Source organism: Streptococcus anginosus subsp. whileyi MAS624, assembly GCF_000478925.1.
In the GTDB taxonomy this organism is placed as follows: Bacteria; Bacillota; Bacilli; order Lactobacillales; family Streptococcaceae; genus Streptococcus; species Streptococcus whileyi.
The window spans coordinates 1,614,726-1,635,434 of the sequence record NZ_AP013072.1 but is presented as its reverse complement, the minus strand read 5'-3'; the positions used below and the strand labels follow the sequence as shown (position 1 = coordinate 1,635,434).

Genomic DNA, 20,709 nt, shown 5'->3' with positions numbered 1-20,709 from the left:
AAGCGTTGGATTGATGAATTCATCGCTTTTTATATTTGGAATAAAATTTGCAGGGGGATACATATTTAAAGCAAAATCTTTCGATGTTATATTTTATTACATATTTTTATAAAAACTATTGCATGAATTTTCGTAAAATTGTATAATATAAAATAATTATTCCTAGCGGGAGGTTTCTCATGGTAAGATACAAATCTATATTATATCAAGGAAATCAAGAATATAGCTATATTGATCTCGAAAAAGCGGCATTAGATATGGGTGGAAACTTAGACAGTCTTCCTTATTCTATTCGCATGTTATTAGAAAGTCTGTTGCGAAAAGAAGATGGTAATGCTGTAAGAAAACATCACATAGAAAATCTAATGCACTATCAAGCTGTTAAACCGAAAGGTGAAGTGCCCTTTAAACCAAGTCGTGTTATTTTACAGGACTTTACGGGAGTACCAGTTGTTGTTGACTTGGCAAGTATGCGCGATGCAGTTGTAACAAATGGAGGAGACCCAGAGCTTATCAATCCTGAAATTCCTGTGGATTTAGTCATTGACCATAGTGTGCAAGTTGATTGTTATGGCTGTGAGACTGCTTTGGAAGAAAATATAACAAAAGAATTTTCACGTAATAATGAGCGATATGAATTTTTGAAATGGGCTGAACAATCTTTTGATAATTATCGTGCAGTTCCACCAGCAACTGGGATTATTCACCAAGTTAATATTGAATTCCTTAGTGATGTTGTTATTGAAAAAGACGGCATGCTTTATCCAGATTCAATGTTTGGAACAGACAGTCATACAACAATGATCAATGGAATAGGGGTTCTTGGCTGGGGAGTTGGAGGAATTGAAGCAGAGGCTGCTATGTTGGGAGAAGCTTCTTATTTTCCAGTTCCAGAAGTGATTGGTGTACGCTTAGTTGGGGAATTGCCCAAGATTACAACGGCAACTGACTTAGCTTTAAAAGTAACGCAACGATTACGACAAGAAAATGTAGTTGGAAAATTTGTAGAATACTTTGGGGAAGGACTAGCAACACTTAGTTTGGCAGACCGCGCAACAGTTTCAAATATGGCGCCAGAATATGGAGCAACTTGCGGTTACTTTCCTATTGATGAAGAGACCCTTCGTTATATGCGATTAACAAATCGGAAAGAAGAACATATTGCGTTAACGAGGCTCTATGCTCAAAAGAATCATCTATTTTATGATGAAAAAGTGGAGCCAATTTATTCAAAAATTGTTGAGATTGATTTGTCCACCATTGTTCCAAGTATTTCTGGTCCCAAACGGCCACAGGATTTAATTGAATTGACAAATGCTAAGCAAGAATTTCAAGCGAGTCTTATCCGAGAAGCGGGTGTTCGAGGTTTTGGTTTGCCAAGAGAGGAATTGAGGAAAACAGCGACGGTATTGTTTGATGATTATGAAGAAGAGATTAAAACGGGTCATGTCGCTATTGCAGCAATTACTAGTTGTACTAATACCTCCAACCCATATGTCTTAATGGCGGCAGGCTTAGTAGCTAAACGTGCTGTGGAAAAAGGATTGCGTGTTTCAAAAACAGTCAAAACGTCACTTGCACCAGGCAGTAAGGTTGTTACGGCTTATTTGAAGGAGAGTGGTCTCCAAGTCTATCTGGACAAATTAGGTTTTAATGTTGTTGGATATGGCTGTACCACTTGCATTGGCAATTCTGGAAATTTGTTACCAGAAGTGGCAAAAGCAATTACGGATACGGATTTACTTGCTAGCGCTGTCCTATCAGGTAATCGGAATTTTGAAGGACGAATCAATCCTTTGGTTAAAGCAAATTTTTTAGCTAGTCCGCCACTGGTGGTCGCTTATGCTTTAGCTGGGAATACAAATATTGATTTAACAAGTGAACCGCTTGGATATGATAGGAATGGACTACCTGTTTACTTCATGGATCTTATGCCAAATCATGATTTGGTAGCAGACTATGTACAAAAATACGTTACCAGTAGTTTGTTTAAAAAAGAGTATGAGCATGTTTTTACTGATAGTGAAAAATGGAATCAAATTCCAACAACAAAGTCGAAAATCTATCACTGGAATCAAGCTTCTACTTATATACAAAATCCTCCTTATTTTGATGACTTGGAAGATGATACAAGCATTCAACCGTTGAAAAGTCTAGCTGTTTTAGCAAAGTTTGGAGATACGATTACGACAGACCATATTTCTCCAGCAGGAAATATTGCTAGAAATAGTCCAGCAGCATCATATCTAGAGGAACATGGTGTAAGCTATCAAGACTTTAATTCTTATGGTAGTCGTCGCGGGAATCATGAAGTGATGATGAGAGGCACCTTTGCCAATATTCGGATAAAAAATGAACTAGCAGCTGGAAAACTTGGTGGTTATACAAAGTATAAGGGTGAACTGATGCCGATTTATGAAGCTGCTATGTGTTATAAGAAAGAAAAAGTGGATACGATTATTTTGGCAGGTCGCGATTATGGTATGGGTTCTAGTCGTGATTGGGCAGCTAAAGGAGCAAATCTTTTGGGTGTTAAAGTGGTTTTAGCTGAAAGTTTTGAAAGAATTCATCGCTCCAATTTAGTCATGATGGGCATTCTTCCTCTTCAATATTTGGACGGCGAAAATGCTCAAAATCTTGGATTAACTGGAAAAGAAACGTTTGATATTCAATTGCCGAAAGAGCCACAGGTAGGACAAGTCATAACGGTTATTGCAAAAGAAGGCGATCGAATCACACGATTTAAAGCACGTCTTCGTTTTGATGCAGACGCGGATATTCGTTATTATGAAAATGGGGGAATTTTACCAATGGTGGTTAGAAAGAAATTGCAAGAGGTAAAACAATGACACAAAGCAATGGTTTAAAAGATACGATTGCCTGTGAGACTCGTATCAGTCAGATTATAGATGATACTCTTTCTTATGCAGGCTATAATATTTCAGAATTGATGGAGAATAATGCAAGTTTTGAAGAAGTCATTTACCTACTTTGGAATTTGCATTTGCCAACTCAGATTGAATTGAAAAATTTTGTGAACGATTTACGTGCCAACTATGTCATTAGTGATGCGGTGGAACAATGTATTCTCATCCAGTCGCGCAAGCATCTGCATCCAATGAGTGTATTACGTTCTACAGTTAGTCTTTTAGGAGTCTATAATATCCATGCTGAAGAGACGTCTCCAGAAGCAACTTATGAACAAAGTATTCAATTGATGGCTAAGATTCCAACGATTATTGCAACATTTACAAGGTTGAGATCGGGGCAAACTCCGATTGAACCGAGAAAAGATTTAGGATTTGCAGCGAACTTTTTATATATGTTAAATGGGCAGGAACCAACAGAATTAGAAATTCGAGCTTTCAATCGTGCTTTGGTTCTGCATGCAGATCACGAGCTGAATGCTTCCACTTTTGCAGCGCGGGTCTGTGCTTCCACTTTAACCGATATTTATTCTTGTGTGACGGCGGCAATCGGCGCGTTAAAAGGGGCACTTCATGGAGGAGCCAATGAATGCGTCTTTGACATGTTAAAGGAAATTAAAGCAGAGGGCGATACGAATGCATATTTGGATCGAAAATTAGCCTCACATGAAAAAATCATGGGCTTTGGTCATCGTGTTTATAAAACACAGGATCCTCGTGAAAAATATTTGCGAGAAATGGCAGAGGAATTGACAAAGGGAACAGAAAAAGAAATTTGGTACCAGATTTCAGAAGAAATCGAACGTTATATGAAGCACACCAAGCATTTAATACCGAATGTAGATTTTTACTCAGCAACGGTTTATCATGTTTTAGGTATTGACAGTAGTATCTATACATTGATTTTTGCAATGAGTCGGGTATCTGGCTGGATTGCTCACATTCAAGAGCAACGCAAAAATAATAAGTTGATTAGACCTCGCTCTCATTATGTTGGCGCTCAAAATTTACATTATATTCCTATTGGGAGGAGATGAAATGGCAGAAAGAATTCGTCTTGTGAATAAGAAGTTGCTCGTTCCTGATAATCCCATTATCCCTTATATCGAAGGTGATGGAATTGGGCATGACATTTGGAAAAATGCACAGCTTGTCTTGGATAAAGCGGTGGAGATAGCTTATGGAAGCAGTAGAAAGATTTTTTGGAAAGAGATATTGGCGGGAGAAAAAGCCTTTCGTTTGACAGGAGAATGGTTGCCAGAAGAGACTTTAACGACAATTCAGCATCATTTAGTTGCGATTAAAGGTCCTCTTACAACTCCTGTTGGTGGTGGCATTCGTTCTTTAAATGTTGCCTTGCGTCAAGAACTAGATCTCTACGCTTGTGTACGTCCCGTACGGTATTTTGCGGGCGTTCCTAGCCCACTACGACATCCTGAAAAGACGGATATGACCATTTTCCGTGAAAATATCGAAGATATTTATGCAGGAATCGAATGGGAAAGTGAGTCTGATGAGGCTCAACAAGTGATACAATTTTTGCAAGAGAAAATGGGAATTGATAAAATTCGTTTTCCGAAGACGAGTGCTATTGGCATTAAACCAATTTCACGCCAAGGAAGTGAACGGTTGATTCGTGCAGCGATTCATTATGCTCTATCTGCCAATGAAAAAAACGTAACTCTGGTTCATAAAGGGAATATCCAAAAATTTACAGAAGGTGGTTTCAGAAAATGGGGCTATGAGCTTGCCGAGAAGGAGTTTGCAAAGGAATTAGCAGCTGGGCAATTGATTGTGACAGATGTGATTGCAGATAATTTTTTACAACAAATTCTATTAAATCCTGAAAAATTTCAAGTAGTAGCTTTGACAAATTTGAATGGGGATTATGTTAGTGATGCTCTGGCTGCTCAAGTCGGCAGCATTGGTATTGCTCCTGGAGCTAATATCAATTATGAAACAGGTCATGCTATTTTTGAAGCAACGCATGGAACGGCTCCTGATATCGCAGATCAAAATAAAGCAAATCCTTGTTCACTTTTATTGTCTGCCTGCATGATGTTTGATTACATTGGATGGTCCGAAGCTGCGCAAGTTATTATAAAAGCGATTGAAAAAGCGTTAGCACTTCAAAAGATGACAGATGATTTTGCTAGTCAGATAGAAGGTGTTCCTGCGCTTTCAACGAGTGATTTCACTCAGGTTTTATTAGATTTTCTAGCTTAGATTCTGATTTTTACACATTAAACAAACGGCAAAGAAGCTGAGACAAAAGTTTCTGATTTCAATATTCATTGCATAATAAATGAACGACACCATAGCTGGTTGCTCAAATAGCATAGCAAACTATCTTCTCCTTTTTCTCGAAATTTTTATTTTTTAAAGAATTTGACTATATAAAAATCTCAAAATATGGTAAAATAGTACAGGTAAAGTAAGGAGAGTAAAAATGGTAGTCCCGAAATATAAACGTATTTTAATCAAGTTATCAGGTGAAGCTCTTGCTGGTGAGAAAGGGATAGGAATTAACATTTCAACCGTTCAAAAAATGGCAGAGGAAATCAAGGAAGTGCATGATTTGGGTATTGAAATCGCCCTTGTTATCGGTGGTGGGAATCTCTGGCGTGGAGAGCCTGCGGCAGAAGCAGGAATGGATCGTGTGCAGGCTGACTATACTGGAATGCTTGGGACCGTTATGAATGCATTGGTGATGGCTGATTCATTGCAACAAGTAGGTGTGGATACTCGTGTACAAACTGCGATTGCAATGCAGCAAGTGGCAGAACCTTATATTCGTGGACGCGCTCTGCGACACTTGGAAAAAGGACGTATCGTTATTTTCGGTGCTGGAGTTGGTTCTCCCTACTTCTCAACAGATACAACAGCTGCCCTTCGTGCAGCTGAGATTGAAGCTGATGCGATTCTTATGGCGAAAAACGGTGTTGATGGGGTCTATAATGCAGATCCAAAGAAAGATAAGACAGCTGTGAAGTTTGATGAATTGACTCACCGCGATGTGATTAACAAAGGATTGCGGATTATGGATTCAACGGCTTCTACTCTTTCAATGGACAATGACATTGACCTTGTTGTCTTTAATATGAATGAGCCTGGTAATATCAAACGTGTTGTCTTTGGTGAGCAAATCGGAACAACCGTTTCAAATAATGTAGAAAAAGAAGAGGAATAAGTTATGGCAAATGCAATTGTAGAAAAAGCGAAAGAAAGAATGACACAATCACACCAAAGTTTGGCGCGTGAATTTGGTAGCATTCGTGCTGGTCGTGCCAATGCCAGCCTTTTGGACCGGATTTCAGTTGAGTATTATGGAGTAGAAACTCCACTCAATCAAATCGCGTCTATCACGATTCCTGAAGCGCGTGTCCTTTTGGTGACGCCGTTTGACAAATCTTCTATCAAAGATATTGAGCGCGCACTCAACGCTTCTGATCTTGGTATTACCCCTGCAAGCGATGGTACGGTTATTCGTTTGGTCATTCCAGCTTTGACAGAAGAAACTCGCCGTGATCTTGCTAAGGAAGTGAAGAAAGTCGGCGAAAATGCTAAAATTGCTATTCGTAATATTCGCCGTGACGCTATGGATGAAGCTAAAAAGCAAGAAAAAGCAAAAGAAATTACTGAAGATGAATTGAAGACACTTGAAAAAGATATTCAAAAAGTGACAGATGAGGCTGTTAAGCATATTGATGATATGACTGCCAGCAAGGAAAAAGAATTGATTGAAGTGTAAGCTTTTCTCTGTATGTAGTAAAAAATAGAAAGCAAGGAGGGTGGGACGAAATCAGTCGTTTCCTAGAAACTTGATTTCGTCCCACTTCCGCAAAGTTGAGTAGGGCTGTAAAAGTTGATTTATCAACGAGTTAGAGCCCACTCAGCAGTGATTGATTAGGCACTAAAGTGCCAAATAATTGTGTATGAGAAACTCTAATTGACTAAAGTCAACGTAGTTTCTCCAAATCACTACGTCTTAGAATGATAACTATATAAACAAAGGAAGCTGAACACTTTTGTTCCAGCTTCTTCTTTTGAAGTAGGAAGAAAGTTTCATATCCGCTTCGAACGATAGAAAGATGAAAAATGAATACAAATCTTGCAACATTTATAACAGGTCTTGTAACTGATGAAAATAATCGTTTTTACTTTGTTCAAAAAGATGGGCAGACATATGCTTTAGCTAAAGAAGAGGGGGAGCATCAACTGGGCGAATCGGTCAAGGGCTTTGCCTACAGCGACATGAAACAGAAACTTCGCTTGACGACTCTTGATGTAACAGCGACCCAGACGATTTTTGGCTGGGGAACAGTGACGGATGTTCGCAAGGACTTAGGTGTTTTTGTTGACACAGGACTTCCAGATAAGCAAATTGTAGTGTCCCTCGACATTTTGCCAGAAATAAAAGAACTTTGGCCTAAAAAAGGCGATCGCCTCTATATCCGTCTGGATGTGGATAAAAAAGACCGCATTTGGGGACTTTTAGCCTACCAAGAAGATTTCCAGAAATTAGCTCGTCCAGCTTATAATAATATGCAAAATCAAAATTGGCCGGCTATTGTTTATCGTTTGAAGTTATCTGGAACCTTTGTCTATCTGCCTGAAAATAACATGCTGGGCTTTATCCATCCCAGCGAGCGCTATGCTGAGCCGCGTCTGGGCCAGGTATTGGATGTGCGTGTCATTGGTTTTCGTGAGGTGGATAGGACTTTGAACCTTTCGCTCAAACCACGCTCTTTTGAAATGCTGGAAAATGATGCTCAGATGATCCTGACTTATCTGGAGACTAACGGTGGCTTCATGACCTTGAATGATAAGTCAGCTCCAGAGGATATTAGGGCGACTTTCGGCATTTCCAAGGGACAGTTTAAAAAAGCCTTGGGTGGCCTCATGAAGGCTGGTAAGATTAAACAGACCGCGACTGGGACGGAGTTGATTTGAGATACTAATCTATCTTCTTTTTAAGATTTTTGATAGAATAAAAAGTATGTTAGAAAAGAAACCTCATAAAAGGAGGTCATTGTGTTAGCGATTGAAGAGATCAAAACAGTAAATGTGACAAATTTACCTAATCTGACGATTTTAACTGGTGATGATACAGGACAATTTGAAGCAATGAAATCACAATTTTTACGCCAAATTCGATATAATGCGGCAGATTTAAATATGGCTTATTTTGATATGAAAGAAGACGTTTATCCAGATGTGGAGATCGATTTAATGAGTTTGCCCTTCTTTTCCGAAGAGAAAATCGTTATTTTGGATCATCTTCTGGACATAACAACGGCTAAAAAGCGCTATTTGACAGATGAGGAATTAAAATCTTTTGAGCAATATTTGGAAAATCCTGCAGATACAACGAAATTAGTCATTTTTGCAGAAGGAAAGCTTGAGAGCAAACGTCGAATTGTGAAACTTCTCAAGCGAGATGGTAAAATTTTTGAAGCAAGTGAGCCAAAAGAGCAGGAGCTGCGGGCATACTTTAGTAAGTTGGCTCAGGAACAAGGATTAGAATTTAGTTCACCAGTTTTCGAGGAATTGTTTGTCAAATCCGGCTTTGATTTTAGTGAAATTAGTAAAAACTTAGCTTTTTTAAAGGATTATAAAAAAGATGGCATCATTACAAGCGATGACATTGCTGAAGCAATTCCAAAAACTTTACAGGATAATATTTTTGATCTTACCCAGATGATTTTGCATCAAAAGGTAGATGCGGCAAGAAGCCTGGTGCGAGACTTGACATTGCAAGGTGAAGACGAAATCAAGTTGATTGCGATTATGCTGGGACAGTTCCGCATATTTACGCAAGTGAAAATCCTCTTTGAAAATGGACGTAACGAAAGTCAGATTGTAGCAGACTTGTCCAGTTATTTAGGACGAAAGGTGAATCCTTTTCAAATCAAATATGCCTTACGTGATATGCGCTCATTATCTTTAGAATTTTTGAAAAAGTCTCTATCTTGCTTGATTGAAACAGATTACCAAATCAAGTCTGGAGTTTATGAGAAAGGTTACCTCTTTGACTTGGCTTTATTAAAGATTGCTACCCACAACTTATAAGCAAATAAGTTGAAAATTTTGTTGGTCTACGTTATCATTTTCATATAAAATGAAAAAGGGGAACAAACCAATGGCAATTATTTTACCTGATTTACCTTATGCTTACGACGCTTTGGAGCCATATATTGATGAAGAAACGATGCACTTGCATCATGACAAACACCACAATACTTATGTCAATAATGTAAATGCGGCTCTGGCAAAACACCCTGAAATCGGTGAGGATTTGGAGCAACTTTTGTTAGATGTAGAAATCATTCCAGCGGATATTCGGCAAGCTGTTATCAATAACGGTGGTGGTCATCTCAATCATGCTCTTTTCTGGGAATTGATGACACCAGAAAAGACAGAGCCATCAACAGCATTAGCAGCAGACCTTGAAGCAACATTTGGTTCATTTGAGGATTTCAAAGCATCATTTACAACAGCTGCGACAAGTCGCTTTGGTTCAGGTTGGGCTTGGCTAGTGGTCAATCCAGACGGCAAATTGGAGGTTATGTCAACTGCTAACCAAGATACACCAATCTCTGAAGGAAAAACACCAATTTTGGGAATTGATGTTTGGGAACATGCCTACTATGTGAAATACCGTAATGTTCGCCCAGATTATATCAAGGCCTTCTTCTCAGTCATCAACTGGAATAAGGTCGATGAATTGTACAAAGCAGTGAAATAAAATATAAAGCGAAATAGAAAAAGACGAATCATTTTCTGAACTGCACCCCAAAAGTTAGACAAGAAAACTCTAACTTTTAGGGTGTTATTTTTATGAAATTAAGTTATGAAGACAAGGTTCAAATCTATTACTTGCGAAAAAGCGGCGCAACTCTCAAGTCATTATCAAAACAGTTTAACTTCAATCAGTCAGGGATCGAATATCTGATTCGGCTGATTGATAGGCATGGAGTAGGCATTGTCAAGAGAGGTAAGAAGACTTATTATTCTCCTGAACTAAAGCAAAAAATCCTTCATCAAGTTCTTCTTGAAGGGCGTTCTCAATTGTCAGTCTCTCTCGATTTTGCCCTTCCTAACAGGGGGACTCTCCCAAATTGGCTGGCACAATATAAGAAAAACGGCTATACTATTGTTGAGAAACAAAGAGGGAGACCACCAAAGATGGGACGTAAGAAAAAGAAAACTTGGGAAGAAATGACGGAACTAGAGCGACTTCAAGAAGAGAACGAGCGTCTTAGAACGGAGAATGCCTATCTAAAAAAGTTGAGGGAGTTACGCTTAAGGGACAAAACCTTACAGCACGAAAAGCAGAGACAATTAGAGAGATGGTCAAGGGAGGATTCCGATTAAGTTTCCTACTAGCCATAGCTAAACTCTCTCGTGCAACTTACTATTACCAGCTAAAACAGCTGGACAAACCAGACAAGAATCAAGAGTTAAAAGCTGAAATTCAATTGATTTATGATGAGCACAAGGGAAACTATGGTTATCGTCGGATTCATCTTGAACTGAAAAATCGTGGCTTTCACGTTAATCATAAGAAAGTTCAGCGATTGATGCAAGTGATGGGACTACAAGCTCGAATTCGTCGTCAACGGAAGTATTCTTCTTACAAGGGGGAGATTGGTAAGAAAGCTGAGAATCTCATTCAGCGTCAATTTCAAGCTTCTAAGCCTTATGAGAAGTGCTATACAGATGTAACCGAATTTGCCTTACCAAACGTCAATGGAAAGCTCTACCTGTCTCCTATTTTAGATGGGTATAATAGTGAAATCATTGCCTTTACCTTGTCACGTTCACCTGACTTGAACCAGGTCAGAACAATGTTAGCCAAGGCTTTTCCTGCTGAAACCTACAAGGGAACCATTCTCCACAGTGACCAAGGCTGGCAGTATCAGCACCAGTCTTATCATCAATTCTTAGAAGCGAAAGGAATTGTCCCATCTATGTCTCGCAAGGGCAATAGTCCAGACAATGGGATGATGGAGTCCTTCTTTGGCATCCTCAAATCGGAGATGTTCTACGGTTATGAGAAGAGTTATCAATCGCTTGAGGAGCTGGAGAAAGCTATTGCAACTTATATTGTTTATTACAACAATAAACGGAGCAAAACTAAACTAAAAGGACTTAGTCCTGTGCAGTACAGAACTAAATCCTTTCACTAATATTTTTTGTCTAACTTTTTGGGGGCAGTTCAGAATTGCCGTCTTTTTCTGTTGTCATATATCATAAGAATTACTTATAAATTCCAGCCAAATAAAACCAGATTTGTTCCTTGAGAAATTTTAGAGAATGATCATTGGTTCGATCAATGACACCGAAAACAAGATAGTGATTTCTAAACAGCAGTTCATAATCAATATGTTCTCCAATAAGGACAATTTTCCCTCTTTTATCATATTTCCGGATTGTTTCAATTCTTTTGGTGGCATCTTCAAATGAGAAAAATTTGGATTGTACTACAAAATAAGTAGTCGGGCGAAAAGTTCGTTGCGCAGGATGCGTCAATCGCAACTTTATTTTAAAGAATTGATGGATTGTTCGAAGATAGAGAGCCGTAAAATAGAGAGAAATAGAGCTAATAAAAGAATAAGGTTGAATTTGAATCATTATTTTTCCTCCTAGCTTATATCCTACCATATCAAATGAAAGATAACTGAGCAAATCCTGAACGGTATGTATAATGTCCTGAACAGCATTTTTGAACCATTCAGGCCATTATAGATACCGTTTAAGATTTTTGTAATTTATTTAAAAATATTTTTGGATAATCATATTATAACGATGAAAGGGCTTATTCTATCAGATGATTATTTTAGATAAATTTTTCAGTCCGTCAGCCACAGTGCTATTAAGACTAGAAAAAATTCAAAATTGGGGAGATAGCAATGCCACAGCACTGTTTATTCTTTTTTTATCACTCAGCTATTTATTTATCCATTCTATTCCCATATTAAGTATTCTACTAACCGGCTTTGCTTTTAGTATGATGATAAGTTATGTTTTAATAGATGTTTATCTCAAATTACGCGTCTACTATTACCTACGTAAAAAATAATCCGAGTTTATTTTAGAAAGGAAATCATTGTTGTGAATGTTAAGAAAACATTTGTTCCTCAAATAGATGCAAGAGATTGCGGTGTCGCTGCGCTTGCTTCCATTGCAAAATACTATGGTTCAGACTACTCTCTTGCACATCTGAGAGAACTTGCTAAGACAAGTAAAGAAGGGACAACGGCTCTTGGAATTGTTCAAGCAGCGCAAGAAATAGGTTTTGAGACACGACCGATTCAAGGGGATATGTCTTTGTTTGATATGGAAGCTATTCCCTATCCTTTTATCGTTCATGTTCAGAAAAAAGGTAAACTCCCACATTATTATGTTATCTATAAAAATACGAAAAAAGGTCTGCTAGTTGGAGATCCTGATCCAAGTGTAAAAATAACTAAGATTAGCAAAGAACAATTTACTAAAGAATGGACAGGTGTTGCTATCTTTCTCGCACCAAAACCTAGCTATAAACCTCATAAGGATAAGAAAAATGGACTTGCTAGCTTTTTACCACTCATCTTTAAACAGCGTTCTTTGATTTTTTATATTGTCTTAGCTAGTTTGCTCGTGACCCTCATCAACATTGTTGGCTCCTATTATCTGCAAAGCGTTTTGGACGAATACATCCCAAATCAGATGAAATCAACTCTTGGAATCGTTTCAATTGGGCTTATCATTACTTACATCTTGCAGCAAATGATGAGTTTTTCCAGAGATTACTTATTGATTGTACTTAGTCAGCGGCTGACCATTGATGTGATTTTATCATATATTCGACACATTTTTGAATTACCGATGTCTTTTTTTGCTACGAGACGCACTGGAGAGATTATTTCTCGTTTTACAGATGCCAACTCTATTATTGATGCTCTAGCGTCAACAATTCTATCCCTCCTTCTTGATTTGTCCATTTTGATAATTGTCGGCAGTGTTCTTTTACTGCAAAATGCCAATCTCTTTCTACTCACTTTGCTTGCAATTCCTATCTACGCTCTCATTATTTTTGCTTTTATGAAGCCTTTTGAAAAAATGAACAACGATGTTATGCAAAGCAATGCTATGGTGAATTCTGCTATTATCGAAGATATCAATGGAATTGAAACCATTAAATCTTTAACTAGCGAAGAAAGTCGTTACCAAAAGATTGATAGCGAGTTTGTTGATTATCTGGATAAAACTTTCAAATTAAGTAAATATTCCATTGTGCAGACCGCTCTCAAACAAGGAGCACAATTTGTTTTGAATGTGGTTATTCTCTGGGTTGGAGCGTCCTTAGTCATGTCTCAAAAGATTTCAATTGGTCAACTGATTACTTTCAATGCTCTCCTTTCATACTTTACTAGTCCGCTTGAAAGTATCATCAATCTTCAAACCAAACTGCAATCAGCTAAAGTTGCCAATCATCGACTGAATGAAATTTATCTGGTAGAATCTGAATTCAAAACCAAACAAGTCCTTACGGAGAAAAATTTCTTAGCTGGTGATATTACTTTTCATAACGTCTCCTATAAATATGGCTTTGGACGAGATACTTTATCAGATATTAGTTTAACTATCAAGAAGGGAGATAAAATCAGTCTTTTCGGTATTAGCGGTTCGGGAAAAACAACACTTGCTAAGATGATTGTTCATTTTTATGAGCCTTATCAAGGACAAATTCGCCTCAATGGAAATGACCTCAAGACAATTGATAAGAAAGTTCTTCGGCAATATATCAACTACTTACCTCAGCAAGCTTACATATTTAGTGGTTCCATTCTAGACAACCTCACATTAGGAGCCGATCAAACAGTTTCTCAATCAGATATTCTTCGTGCCTGTGAAATTGCAGAAATTCGTTCAGATATCGAACAAATGCCCATGGGATACCAGACAGAATTGTCTGACGGAGCTGGATTATCTGGTGGGCAAAAACAGCGAATCGCACTTGCACGCGCTCTCCTGACGAAATCTCCCATTCTCATTTTAGATGAAGCAACGAGTGGATTAGATGTTCTAACAGAGAAAAAAGTCATTGATAATCTCATGAAATTACCCGACAAAACCATTATTTTTGTTGCTCATCGTCTCAGCATTTCAAAGCGTACAAATCAGATTATCGTCCTTGACCAAGGAAAAGTGATTGAAACGGGTTCTCATACTGAATTGATAGAAAGAAAAGGTTTTTATTATCATCTATTTAATAAATAAGGAGTAAATTATGAATCCCAATCTGTTTAAAAGTGCAGAATTTTATCATCGAAGATACCACAACTTTGCGACCGTTCTCATTCTGCCTTTGGTATTCTTCGTTCTATTTCTTGTTCTTTTTTCCTTTATCGGGCAAAAAGAGGTGACTGTCAAATCCATTGGCGAAATCACACCGATGAAAGTCATTGCCATGATTCAGTCAACCAGTGACAATACGGTTCTGACCAATCATTTAGCTGAAAATAAGACCGTCACCAAAGGAGAGTTGTTGGTTCAATATACAAAAAATATGGAAGCTTCCCAACAAACAGCCATTGAAACGCAGCTTGCCAGCTATCAACGGCAAAAAGCAGAATTAGAAACATTAAAAAACAGTTTACAGCAGGGAACAAATCTTTTTACAGATAAAGATGAGTTTGGCTATACCAACACATTTAACAATTTTATCAAACAATCAGAAGATTTAACTATCGGCATTTCAAAAAATAATTCCGAAGTTAGTAAACAAGCTTCTTTAACCAACCATACGATTGCTGCTATTGATGAGCAAATGAACGAATTAACAAAACAAATGAATGACTATCATGAACTATATCATGCCATTTCTAGCAACGCTTCAAATTTGCCAAAAAGCAATCCGCATCAAGCAACCTTTAATCTATATAAAAATGAATATAACGTCAAACCTAATCCGTCAACTACAAATCAATACCTATCTCAGATTAATACGAATATATCCGACCTAAAATCTTCCATTGCTAATCTAAAGATTCAAAAAGCTGGTACTGGAACTGCGGCGACTTATGACAATAGTCTTTCTACGAAAATCGAAGTACTCCGCACACAATTTATCCAAACGGCTGACCAACAGTTAGCAACCCTCATAACTCAAATCACTGATTTACAAAATCAATTGAATCAAGCAAATGTACAGCTTCAAAACAATAGATTAGTCGCTCCTGAAACAGGTGTTCTGCATATTAGTGAAAAGTTAAGAGGGAACAACTTATTACCTAAAGGAACTGAAATTGCCCAAATCTATCCAGATATCACCAAAACAAACGAAGTTCTTATCACTTATTATGTACCTTCAGCCTATATGACCAATCTAAAAAAAGGACAAACTACACGTCTAACTTTAGAAAAAATTGGAAAGCAGTCCATCACCATTATCGGAAATATCAATAAAATTGATACTTCCGCTACTGAAACAAAACAAGGAAACCTTTTTAAAGTAACTGCCAAAGCTAAAATTTCTAAGTCCAATGGACCAGTTATCAAGTATGGCCTGCAAGGAAGAGTCACCATTGTCATTGCGAAAAAATCATTCTTTAATTACTATAAAGATAAATTGTTGAATAATATCGAATGACCATTTAGGACAAAATCACTACCATTTAAGATTTAACAATTGATTATTTAACAAGTCTGGTTATAATAATAAATGTATCAAAAAGGAGGTTCTATTATGGACAAAAAACAAACATTGGATCATTTTCGTACACTCACAAGTCAAGAACTTGAACAAGTCGTCGGTGGCGGCTGGTTGGAAGACTTATTTAGCCCTTATTTAAAAAAGTATAAATTAGGCAAACTTGGACAACCTGATTTAGGATAACATAAAAACCATTACTGTACTTGATATTACAGCAATGGTTTTCTTTAATTCAGATGAATCTCAAGGACATGCTGGAAACGATAATTTTGACTAGCGCTAGTAAGAGAAACATTTGGATATCGATCCAGAATTGCTAAGACATTTGATAATCCAATTCCTCGCCCAGATCCTTTAGAACTAACTCCCGCATCAAAAATATAAGACATGTCTATATGCTCTTCTTTTATAGCATTTTCAATGGAGAATACCTGCTTGTTTTCTGACAAAACATAAGCAATCGTCATAGTTGGAGTGGTAGCTTCAATCGCATTATCACACAAAATGGAGACAATGGTGATAAAGTCAACTAATTCCATTCCTTGTGGACAAATATCTTCTGGAACCTCCAATGAAACGGATACATTATGCTCTTGAGCTTGTGCAAATTTAGCAGCTAGCAGGCTTTTTAAGGCATCGTTTTTGATATGGACTAACCGTCCAATATCATACTTGGGATTGCGAAAACGCTTATTGGAATCTTTCAAAACAGAATGATAGACATTTTTTACAATGCCTATATCATTTTGCTCAATTCCTAATTTCAAGGTTGTTAAAATATTAGCGTAATCATGCCGAAAGCTCCGAACTTCTGTGTACAATTCCTCAATGTGATGACTGTAGTTTTCCATATTTTTTAACTGTAAATCTTTTTGAAGCATTAAATCATTTTGGATTCTCTCTCGTAAATGACGGTCTAAATAATTGGCAACACTCACAAAAAGGATAAGATAAAGAACTACTAAACTTTCTCTAAAATTTAGTGTCTGTAAGTTATTCTCATTTTCTAAATAAGATAGAACTTGAACAATAAGATGATAAATAATCATGCTGATATTTACAAAAATGATAATTTTCTTATCGTTGTGATTAATTTTTTGAGATTTTAATGTCTTAAAATTATATTGAATTAAACGCAAAAAAAGTAATACTATCAGCGTCGCCATAATTGAGGTGACAATCGGACCAAAAAAACTTTTATTGAGGCTTTCTACACTAAAACTAAATAAAGGAGATATGAAAAAAATAATCAAGCGTTGAATTAAATTCCATAGTGTGATTGGAAAAAGTCCGTAAAAAATTTTTAACGTTTTGTTGTAAGATTTTCCAACAATCCAAGAAAAAATTAAAAAATAAGTTGGACCTATCAGATAAGAAAATAAACTATTTGGAATAAAAGAAAAAATTATACTATAAAGTAAATTGGTTAGAATTGCTATCAGATATGTTCTAGTTGTTAATTTTTGTCTACTAATGTAGGAAAAAAGAAACAACAATAAAAACATGTCTATGATAATCAATGATAATTGCACCATAATATCATTCCCTCCGGTGCAGGGCTGCAATGGCTTCTGTTAACCCTTTTATTTTTGCTCTGGAAATAAGACAAGTAGCACCATTCTGGAAGTGAAGGATATGATTTACTTTATCCACTTGATGGACATTAGCTGGATTAACAACAAAGGAGCGATGACATTGGTAGAACCGTTTTTCTTTTTTTAAAATATCTGAAAGATTAGCAGTAAATTCCGTACGTCCTCTATGTGTGTAAAGAACTAAGCGGTGAGGACGAGAGGAAGTTTCAATATAAAGAATATCTTTAAATGGCACTTGTATTTGTGTATGAGGTGTTTCAAAGAGAAGAGCATCGTCTGCCAGCCCTTTACCTGTTAGGCTTTCAGTATGTAGCAGTGCAGTTTCGATCCGTTTTTTAAAGACTTCTTTTGATAACGATTTGTCAAGATAATCAAGGGCACCCACTTGTAGCTTAAACGCTGTCGGCATCAATTCAGAATGACTGGTTACAAAGACAATGATGGCATAAGGATCTATCTCGCGTATCTTTTTAGCAACGTCTAAGCCCTTTTCTTCCTCGGTTTTGATTTCAATGTCTAAAAAGAAAATCTGATGGCTTCCTTTCTCAGATATGGCTTCTAGTAATTGTTTAGGTTTTCCAACAACTTCAAAATGATGATATTGAAGATGATGTTTTTCGATAATTTCTTCAACAATAGTCTCCATATAATATTGTTGAGTAAGATCATCTTCTAAAATAAAAATATTCATTTTCATAATGTTCCCGATTGATAAAATATGTAAGAATTATGTGTAATTCTAGTATTTATTATATAAAAAGGATTGGAAGTTAACAAGAACAAAATATAAAAATATTCTATAGATTCAAAAAATAAACAAACTGATAACACTTTATAGCTATCAGTTTGTTTTTGCTTACTAAAAAAAGAAATGAAAATAAATCCAATTATAAATGATATACCAGATAGAGGCTATGAAAGTATATAAATTCCACGATACATGAAAGAGAATCTGAAGTCGGATGTTTTGACTATAACGGTAAAATAGAGATAATGCCAATCCACTTAAAAAGTAAAAACTGAGATTGCCCCAGTCTCTCTGAAGTAAGATCATGTGTCCTAACGTAAATAGACTAGCAGAAAGCAAGACGTCTAAATAATAGTTTGAATTGGTAAAGAACCGAGACATGACATATCCTCGATAAAAAAGTTCTTCTATAATTGGACTAATCAATACCGTTATGAGAATACTACAAATATCAAAAATTTTTCCTCCACTCCAGATACCAACCTTACTGTAAAGTTTGGTATTCATAGTCGTTCGCGCCATATATTGCATCAAGTCTTTCCTTATGTCTGCCAATAAGAAAAAGATGAACAGTAAAGCAAGAAAAGCTACAATGTCGCGTTTATGGATTTTCTTCCTTTTAAAAATAGAGTGTAAATTTGCTCGTTTCAAGAGATAAAGAATGAAGAACAGCATTAATATCTCTTGAATCAACACCATAACACCAACTGCTGCCAAATTCCACTGAAACAAAATAGCAATATGAAGGGCTAAAGTTTCTGGAAAACCTGCCAGTAAAATAGTAAAAAGTATTATAAAAATGAGTGAAAATGCTAATTTCTTCATCGTATCTCCTATTTTGAGGTAACCTTATATTCTTATTCTACAAAATTTTTATAAAAGATTTCATTGAAATCCCAAATGATAGCTTTGGTGTCCTAAATGGTTAAAAATACGATTCAGGATGTCAGAAGTACCATTCAGGATTTATAAATTTATAAAATATATTATATGCTATACTAGATTCGTCAGGTTGCAACAGGACAAAAATATGAAAATAAAAAGGAGGTATTCATCATGAATACAAAATCACTCGAAAAATTTGAAGTACTGAACTCTGAAATGCTGGCAAGTGTTGAAGGGGGAAAATAGGAGCTGGGGAAGCAGCACAGGCATTGGCTGTTTGCACAGTAGCAGGTGGAACGATAGGTAGTGTTTTTCCTGGAGTTGGAACTGCTGTAGGTGCTATTTTAGGGGCACAGTATTGTACAGGAGCTTGGGCAATTATTCGAGCTCATTAAGGAGGTTAAAAAGGAACAAATATGAAGAATACACAGAGAGTAATAATAACAATGCTGATATCTATTATATTAATTACTATAGTAGGAATGTATTTTAAGATTAGAGCGATTAACATACTAAAGCTTAGTCTTTCTAGTTTGGTATTAGAAATATTAATTCATTATTTTGCATACAAACAGAATAGACCTCAAATTACTTTATCAAAAACTTTTGATTTATACAAAAAGTTTGTTAAAAAAACATTACCGATGTCTATTGTTATAATTACATTTGTTGGTTATAAAATTTTCTTCTCAGATATTCCTAATATTTTGTCCTTTTTCTATTGTCATATTATTGTTGTATTTTATACCGTTGGTTATATTTTGTGTTTAAATAATAATATATTAAAAAATGAAAGAGAGTGAGAATTTTATGTTAAATCTAAAAGGTGAAGTTGTAAATGAGCTATCAGATGTTCAGCTTTCTGAAATTAGTGGTGGAGGAAAAAGTGGTGCAAACACCTTTTTAGCTGGTGCTGCAGGAGCAGCAGAAGGTGTAATGTTTTGTGCCCAAGCTGGAGTCTTTGTACCTCCTGCTGTTTATGTAGCGTGTGCAGGAGCTGGAGCTATAGCAGGTATAGTGTTTCCTCATTAATTTTACAAATGAGAATAACTTTAAAAAGGTGATTTCTTTGGACTTGATTTTGTTATCCATATTCCCTTTTCTCAATAATCATTAGGGTAAAAACTGACACAAATTCATGTTAGATTAGAGATTGATTGTACCTTATAATAAAAGTAGGAAATTTTGTATTAAGATATTAAATTGCTATTTAAAAAATAAATTTTATTGGTATGAAGAGTATGATATTTATAATAAAAAGAGGTATTCATAATAAATATAAAATCACTCGAAAAATTTGACGTATTAAACTCTAAAATACTAGCACGTATTAAAGGATGGACATAATGACCTATTTAAAAAAATTACAATTATGCATTTTGTGTGGCTTGATAGGAGCTTTGCTGTTAGATTATTACTCACATGATTTGAAGCAGCTTTATGCGATTGTTGTAACTTATGCAGTGAGTTCAGTCTATACTTTTATCTGTATAAAAATATTAAAACTTAATAATAAAGTTACTTTGATATCTGCTATTACTTTGTCAGCTATAGTGATGCTTGCTTGTCTACATGTTTTACCTCGGTTTACCATGTGACAAATTGAATTTTATGTAATATTTTATCAAAAAATAGGCACGGTTTTTCAGAAAAAAGGTTCTAAGTGATTCGTTATTTAGAACCTTTGGTTTTTTGGTAGACTATTTTAAGATTTATACCATTCAAGATTTGGACGGCTACAAAGATAAAAATGTTATATCAAGTTTATTAGATTGAAATAGAACAAAGTGAGCTAAAAAATAGGTATTATGATGAATATAAAAATATTAGAAAAATTTGAAGTGTTGAATT

20 protein-coding genes and 1 pseudogene are annotated in these 20,709 nt (G+C 36.1%); 17 read left to right on the top strand and 4 right to left on the bottom strand.

The annotated features are described in order from the left end of the window. The first annotated feature begins 179 nt into the window (after nt 1–179). The 9 genes from acnA to ANG_RS11010 all read left to right on the top strand — a co-directional run bounded on the left by acnA (nt 180) and on the right by ANG_RS11010 (nt 11,119). Entirely contained in the window at nt 180–2,849 is a 2,670-nt protein-coding gene (acnA, locus tag ANG_RS08210) for an aconitate hydratase AcnA (RefSeq protein WP_003034296.1), read from the top strand. After that, complete coding sequence (locus ANG_RS08205; protein WP_003034276.1) at nt 2,846–3,964, top strand: citrate synthase; 1,119 nt, start codon at nt 2,846–2,848, stop codon at nt 3,962–3,964. Before acnA ends, ANG_RS08205 begins: the two co-directional genes overlap by 4 nt. A 1-nt stretch (nt 3,965) precedes the next feature. After that, nucleotides 3,966–5,153 (top strand): NADP-dependent isocitrate dehydrogenase, encoded by a 1,188-nt coding sequence (icd, locus tag ANG_RS08200; protein ID WP_003034331.1) that lies wholly within the window; start codon nt 3,966–3,968, stop codon nt 5,151–5,153. A 223-nt stretch (nt 5,154–5,376) separates the two neighbouring features. Then, nucleotides 5,377–6,117, top strand: coding sequence for a UMP kinase (gene pyrH / locus ANG_RS08195; protein WP_003034339.1), 741 nt, complete (start codon nt 5,377–5,379; stop codon nt 6,115–6,117). A gap of 3 nt (nt 6,118–6,120) precedes the next feature. After that, the gene (gene frr, locus ANG_RS08190; protein WP_003034284.1) at nt 6,121–6,678 is read left to right on the top strand and encodes a ribosome recycling factor; all 558 of its coding nucleotides are present in this window, start codon (nt 6,121–6,123) and stop codon (nt 6,676–6,678) included. 347 nt (nt 6,679–7,025) lie between these two features. Then, the gene (cvfB, locus tag ANG_RS08185; protein ID WP_003034237.1) at nt 7,026–7,880 is read left to right on the top strand and encodes an RNA-binding virulence regulatory protein CvfB; all 855 of its coding nucleotides are present in this window, start codon (nt 7,026–7,028) and stop codon (nt 7,878–7,880) included. A gap of 81 nt (nt 7,881–7,961) precedes the next feature. Then, entirely contained in the window at nt 7,962–8,999 is a 1,038-nt protein-coding gene (holA, locus tag ANG_RS08180; protein WP_003034316.1) for a DNA polymerase III subunit delta, read from the top strand. Nucleotides 9,000–9,069: 70 nt separating this feature from the next. Further along, nucleotides 9,070–9,675 carry a superoxide dismutase gene (locus ANG_RS08175; protein ID WP_003034324.1) on the top strand — a complete coding sequence of 202 codons (606 nt, stop codon included), beginning with the start codon at nt 9,070–9,072 and terminating at the stop codon, nt 9,673–9,675. 92 nt (nt 9,676–9,767) lie between these two features. Then, a protein-coding gene (locus ANG_RS11010; RefSeq protein WP_148290573.1) for an IS3 family transposase occupies nt 9,768–11,119 on the top strand; the annotation gives its coding sequence in 2 pieces (ribosomal slippage) (nt 9,768–10,230 and nt 10,230–11,119; 1,353 coding nt in all). A 70-nt stretch (nt 11,120–11,189) separates the two neighbouring features. Here the strand turns inward: ANG_RS11010 and ANG_RS08160 are convergent. Then, complete coding sequence (locus ANG_RS08160; protein WP_003037526.1) at nt 11,190–11,564, bottom strand: hypothetical protein; 375 nt, start codon at nt 11,562–11,564, stop codon at nt 11,190–11,192. Between the two features lie 480 nt (nt 11,565–12,044). Here ANG_RS08160 and ANG_RS08155 point away from each other — a divergent pair, with 480 nt between their 5' ends. The 3 genes from ANG_RS08155 (at nt 12,045) to ANG_RS08145 (ending at nt 15,813) form a co-directional block, all read left to right on the top strand. Continuing rightward, nucleotides 12,045–14,195, top strand: coding sequence for a peptide cleavage/export ABC transporter (locus ANG_RS08155; protein ID WP_025271907.1), 2,151 nt, complete (start codon nt 12,045–12,047; stop codon nt 14,193–14,195). Nucleotides 14,196–14,205: 10 nt separating this feature from the next. Next, entirely contained in the window at nt 14,206–15,567 is a 1,362-nt protein-coding gene (locus tag ANG_RS08150) for a bacteriocin secretion accessory protein (RefSeq protein ID WP_003037280.1), read from the top strand. A gap of 96 nt (nt 15,568–15,663) precedes the next feature. Next, nucleotides 15,664–15,813: a ComC/BlpC family leader-containing pheromone/bacteriocin gene (locus ANG_RS08145; RefSeq protein WP_003037249.1), complete on the top strand. Its 150-nt coding sequence runs from the start codon at nt 15,664–15,666 to the stop codon at nt 15,811–15,813. A gap of 44 nt (nt 15,814–15,857) precedes the next feature. Here ANG_RS08145 and ANG_RS11510 read toward each other — a convergent pair whose 3' ends face one another. The 3 genes from ANG_RS11510 to ANG_RS08130 all read right to left on the bottom strand — a co-directional run bounded on the left by ANG_RS11510 (nt 15,858) and on the right by ANG_RS08130 (nt 18,798). Further along, nucleotides 15,858–16,679 (bottom strand): sensor histidine kinase, encoded by an 822-nt coding sequence (locus ANG_RS11510; RefSeq protein WP_231847271.1) that lies wholly within the window; start codon nt 16,677–16,679, stop codon nt 15,858–15,860. Between the two features lie 490 nt (nt 16,680–17,169). Then, nucleotides 17,170–17,916, bottom strand: a complete 747-nt coding sequence (locus ANG_RS08135) for a response regulator transcription factor (RefSeq protein ID WP_025271905.1) — start codon at nt 17,914–17,916, stop codon at nt 17,170–17,172. A 168-nt stretch (nt 17,917–18,084) separates the two neighbouring features. Continuing rightward, nucleotides 18,085–18,798, bottom strand: coding sequence for a CPBP family intramembrane glutamic endopeptidase (locus ANG_RS08130; RefSeq protein ID WP_003037434.1), 714 nt, complete (start codon nt 18,796–18,798; stop codon nt 18,085–18,087). A gap of 231 nt (nt 18,799–19,029) precedes the next feature. Between ANG_RS08130 and ANG_RS11505 the strand changes: the two are divergent. The 5 genes and pseudogenes from ANG_RS11505 to ANG_RS08110 all read left to right on the top strand — a co-directional run. After that, a pseudogene (locus tag ANG_RS11505) lies at nt 19,030–19,098 on the top strand (bacteriocin class II family protein); the annotation flags it as partial. A 29-nt stretch (nt 19,099–19,127) separates the two neighbouring features. Further along, nucleotides 19,128–19,253, top strand: coding sequence for a hypothetical protein (locus tag ANG_RS11575; RefSeq protein ID WP_003037205.1), 126 nt, complete (start codon nt 19,128–19,130; stop codon nt 19,251–19,253). Nucleotides 19,254–19,340: 87 nt separating this feature from the next. After that, nucleotides 19,341–19,661: a hypothetical protein gene (locus tag ANG_RS08120; protein WP_003037422.1), complete on the top strand. Its 321-nt coding sequence runs from the start codon at nt 19,341–19,343 to the stop codon at nt 19,659–19,661. A gap of 7 nt (nt 19,662–19,668) precedes the next feature. Continuing rightward, on the top strand, nt 19,669–19,890 hold the full coding sequence (locus tag ANG_RS08115; RefSeq protein WP_003025422.1) for a Blp family class II bacteriocin: 222 nt from the start codon (nt 19,669–19,671) through the stop codon (nt 19,888–19,890). A gap of 314 nt (nt 19,891–20,204) precedes the next feature. Then, nucleotides 20,205–20,456: a hypothetical protein gene (locus tag ANG_RS08110; RefSeq protein ID WP_020998893.1), complete on the top strand. Its 252-nt coding sequence runs from the start codon at nt 20,205–20,207 to the stop codon at nt 20,454–20,456. Nucleotides 20,457–20,709: the final 253 nt, after the last annotated feature.

Coding starts and splice junctions, on each gene's coding strand:
- ANG_RS08175 (WP_003034324.1), top strand. CDS start 9,070: ATGGCAATTATTTTACCTGATTTACCTTATGCTTACGACGCTTTGGAG.
- pyrH (WP_003034339.1), top strand. CDS start 5,377: ATGGTAGTCCCGAAATATAAACGTATTTTAATCAAGTTATCAGGTGAA.
- ANG_RS08145 (WP_003037249.1), top strand. CDS start 15,664: ATGGACAAAAAACAAACATTGGATCATTTTCGTACACTCACAAGTCAA.
- ANG_RS08120 (WP_003037422.1), top strand. CDS start 19,341: ATGTATTTTAAGATTAGAGCGATTAACATACTAAAGCTTAGTCTTTCT.
- ANG_RS08150 (WP_003037280.1), top strand. CDS start 14,206: ATGAATCCCAATCTGTTTAAAAGTGCAGAATTTTATCATCGAAGATAC.
- cvfB (WP_003034237.1), top strand. CDS start 7,026: ATGAATACAAATCTTGCAACATTTATAACAGGTCTTGTAACTGATGAA.
- ANG_RS08115 (WP_003025422.1), top strand. CDS start 19,669: ATGTTAAATCTAAAAGGTGAAGTTGTAAATGAGCTATCAGATGTTCAG.
- ANG_RS08160 (WP_003037526.1), bottom strand. CDS start 11,564: ATGATTCAAATTCAACCTTATTCTTTTATTAGCTCTATTTCTCTCTAT.
- ANG_RS08130 (WP_003037434.1), bottom strand. CDS start 18,798: ATGAAGAAATTAGCATTTTCACTCATTTTTATAATACTTTTTACTATT.
- frr (WP_003034284.1), top strand. CDS start 6,121: ATGGCAAATGCAATTGTAGAAAAAGCGAAAGAAAGAATGACACAATCA.
- ANG_RS08135 (WP_025271905.1), bottom strand. CDS start 17,916: ATGAATATTTTTATTTTAGAAGATGATCTTACTCAACAATATTATATG.
- ANG_RS11510 (WP_231847271.1), bottom strand. CDS start 16,679: ATGATTATTTATCATCTTATTGTTCAAGTTCTATCTTATTTAGAAAAT.
- ANG_RS08205 (WP_003034276.1), top strand. CDS start 2,846: ATGACACAAAGCAATGGTTTAAAAGATACGATTGCCTGTGAGACTCGT.
- ANG_RS08110 (WP_020998893.1), top strand. CDS start 20,205: ATGACCTATTTAAAAAAATTACAATTATGCATTTTGTGTGGCTTGATA.
- icd (WP_003034331.1), top strand. CDS start 3,966: ATGGCAGAAAGAATTCGTCTTGTGAATAAGAAGTTGCTCGTTCCTGAT.
- acnA (WP_003034296.1), top strand. CDS start 180: ATGGTAAGATACAAATCTATATTATATCAAGGAAATCAAGAATATAGC.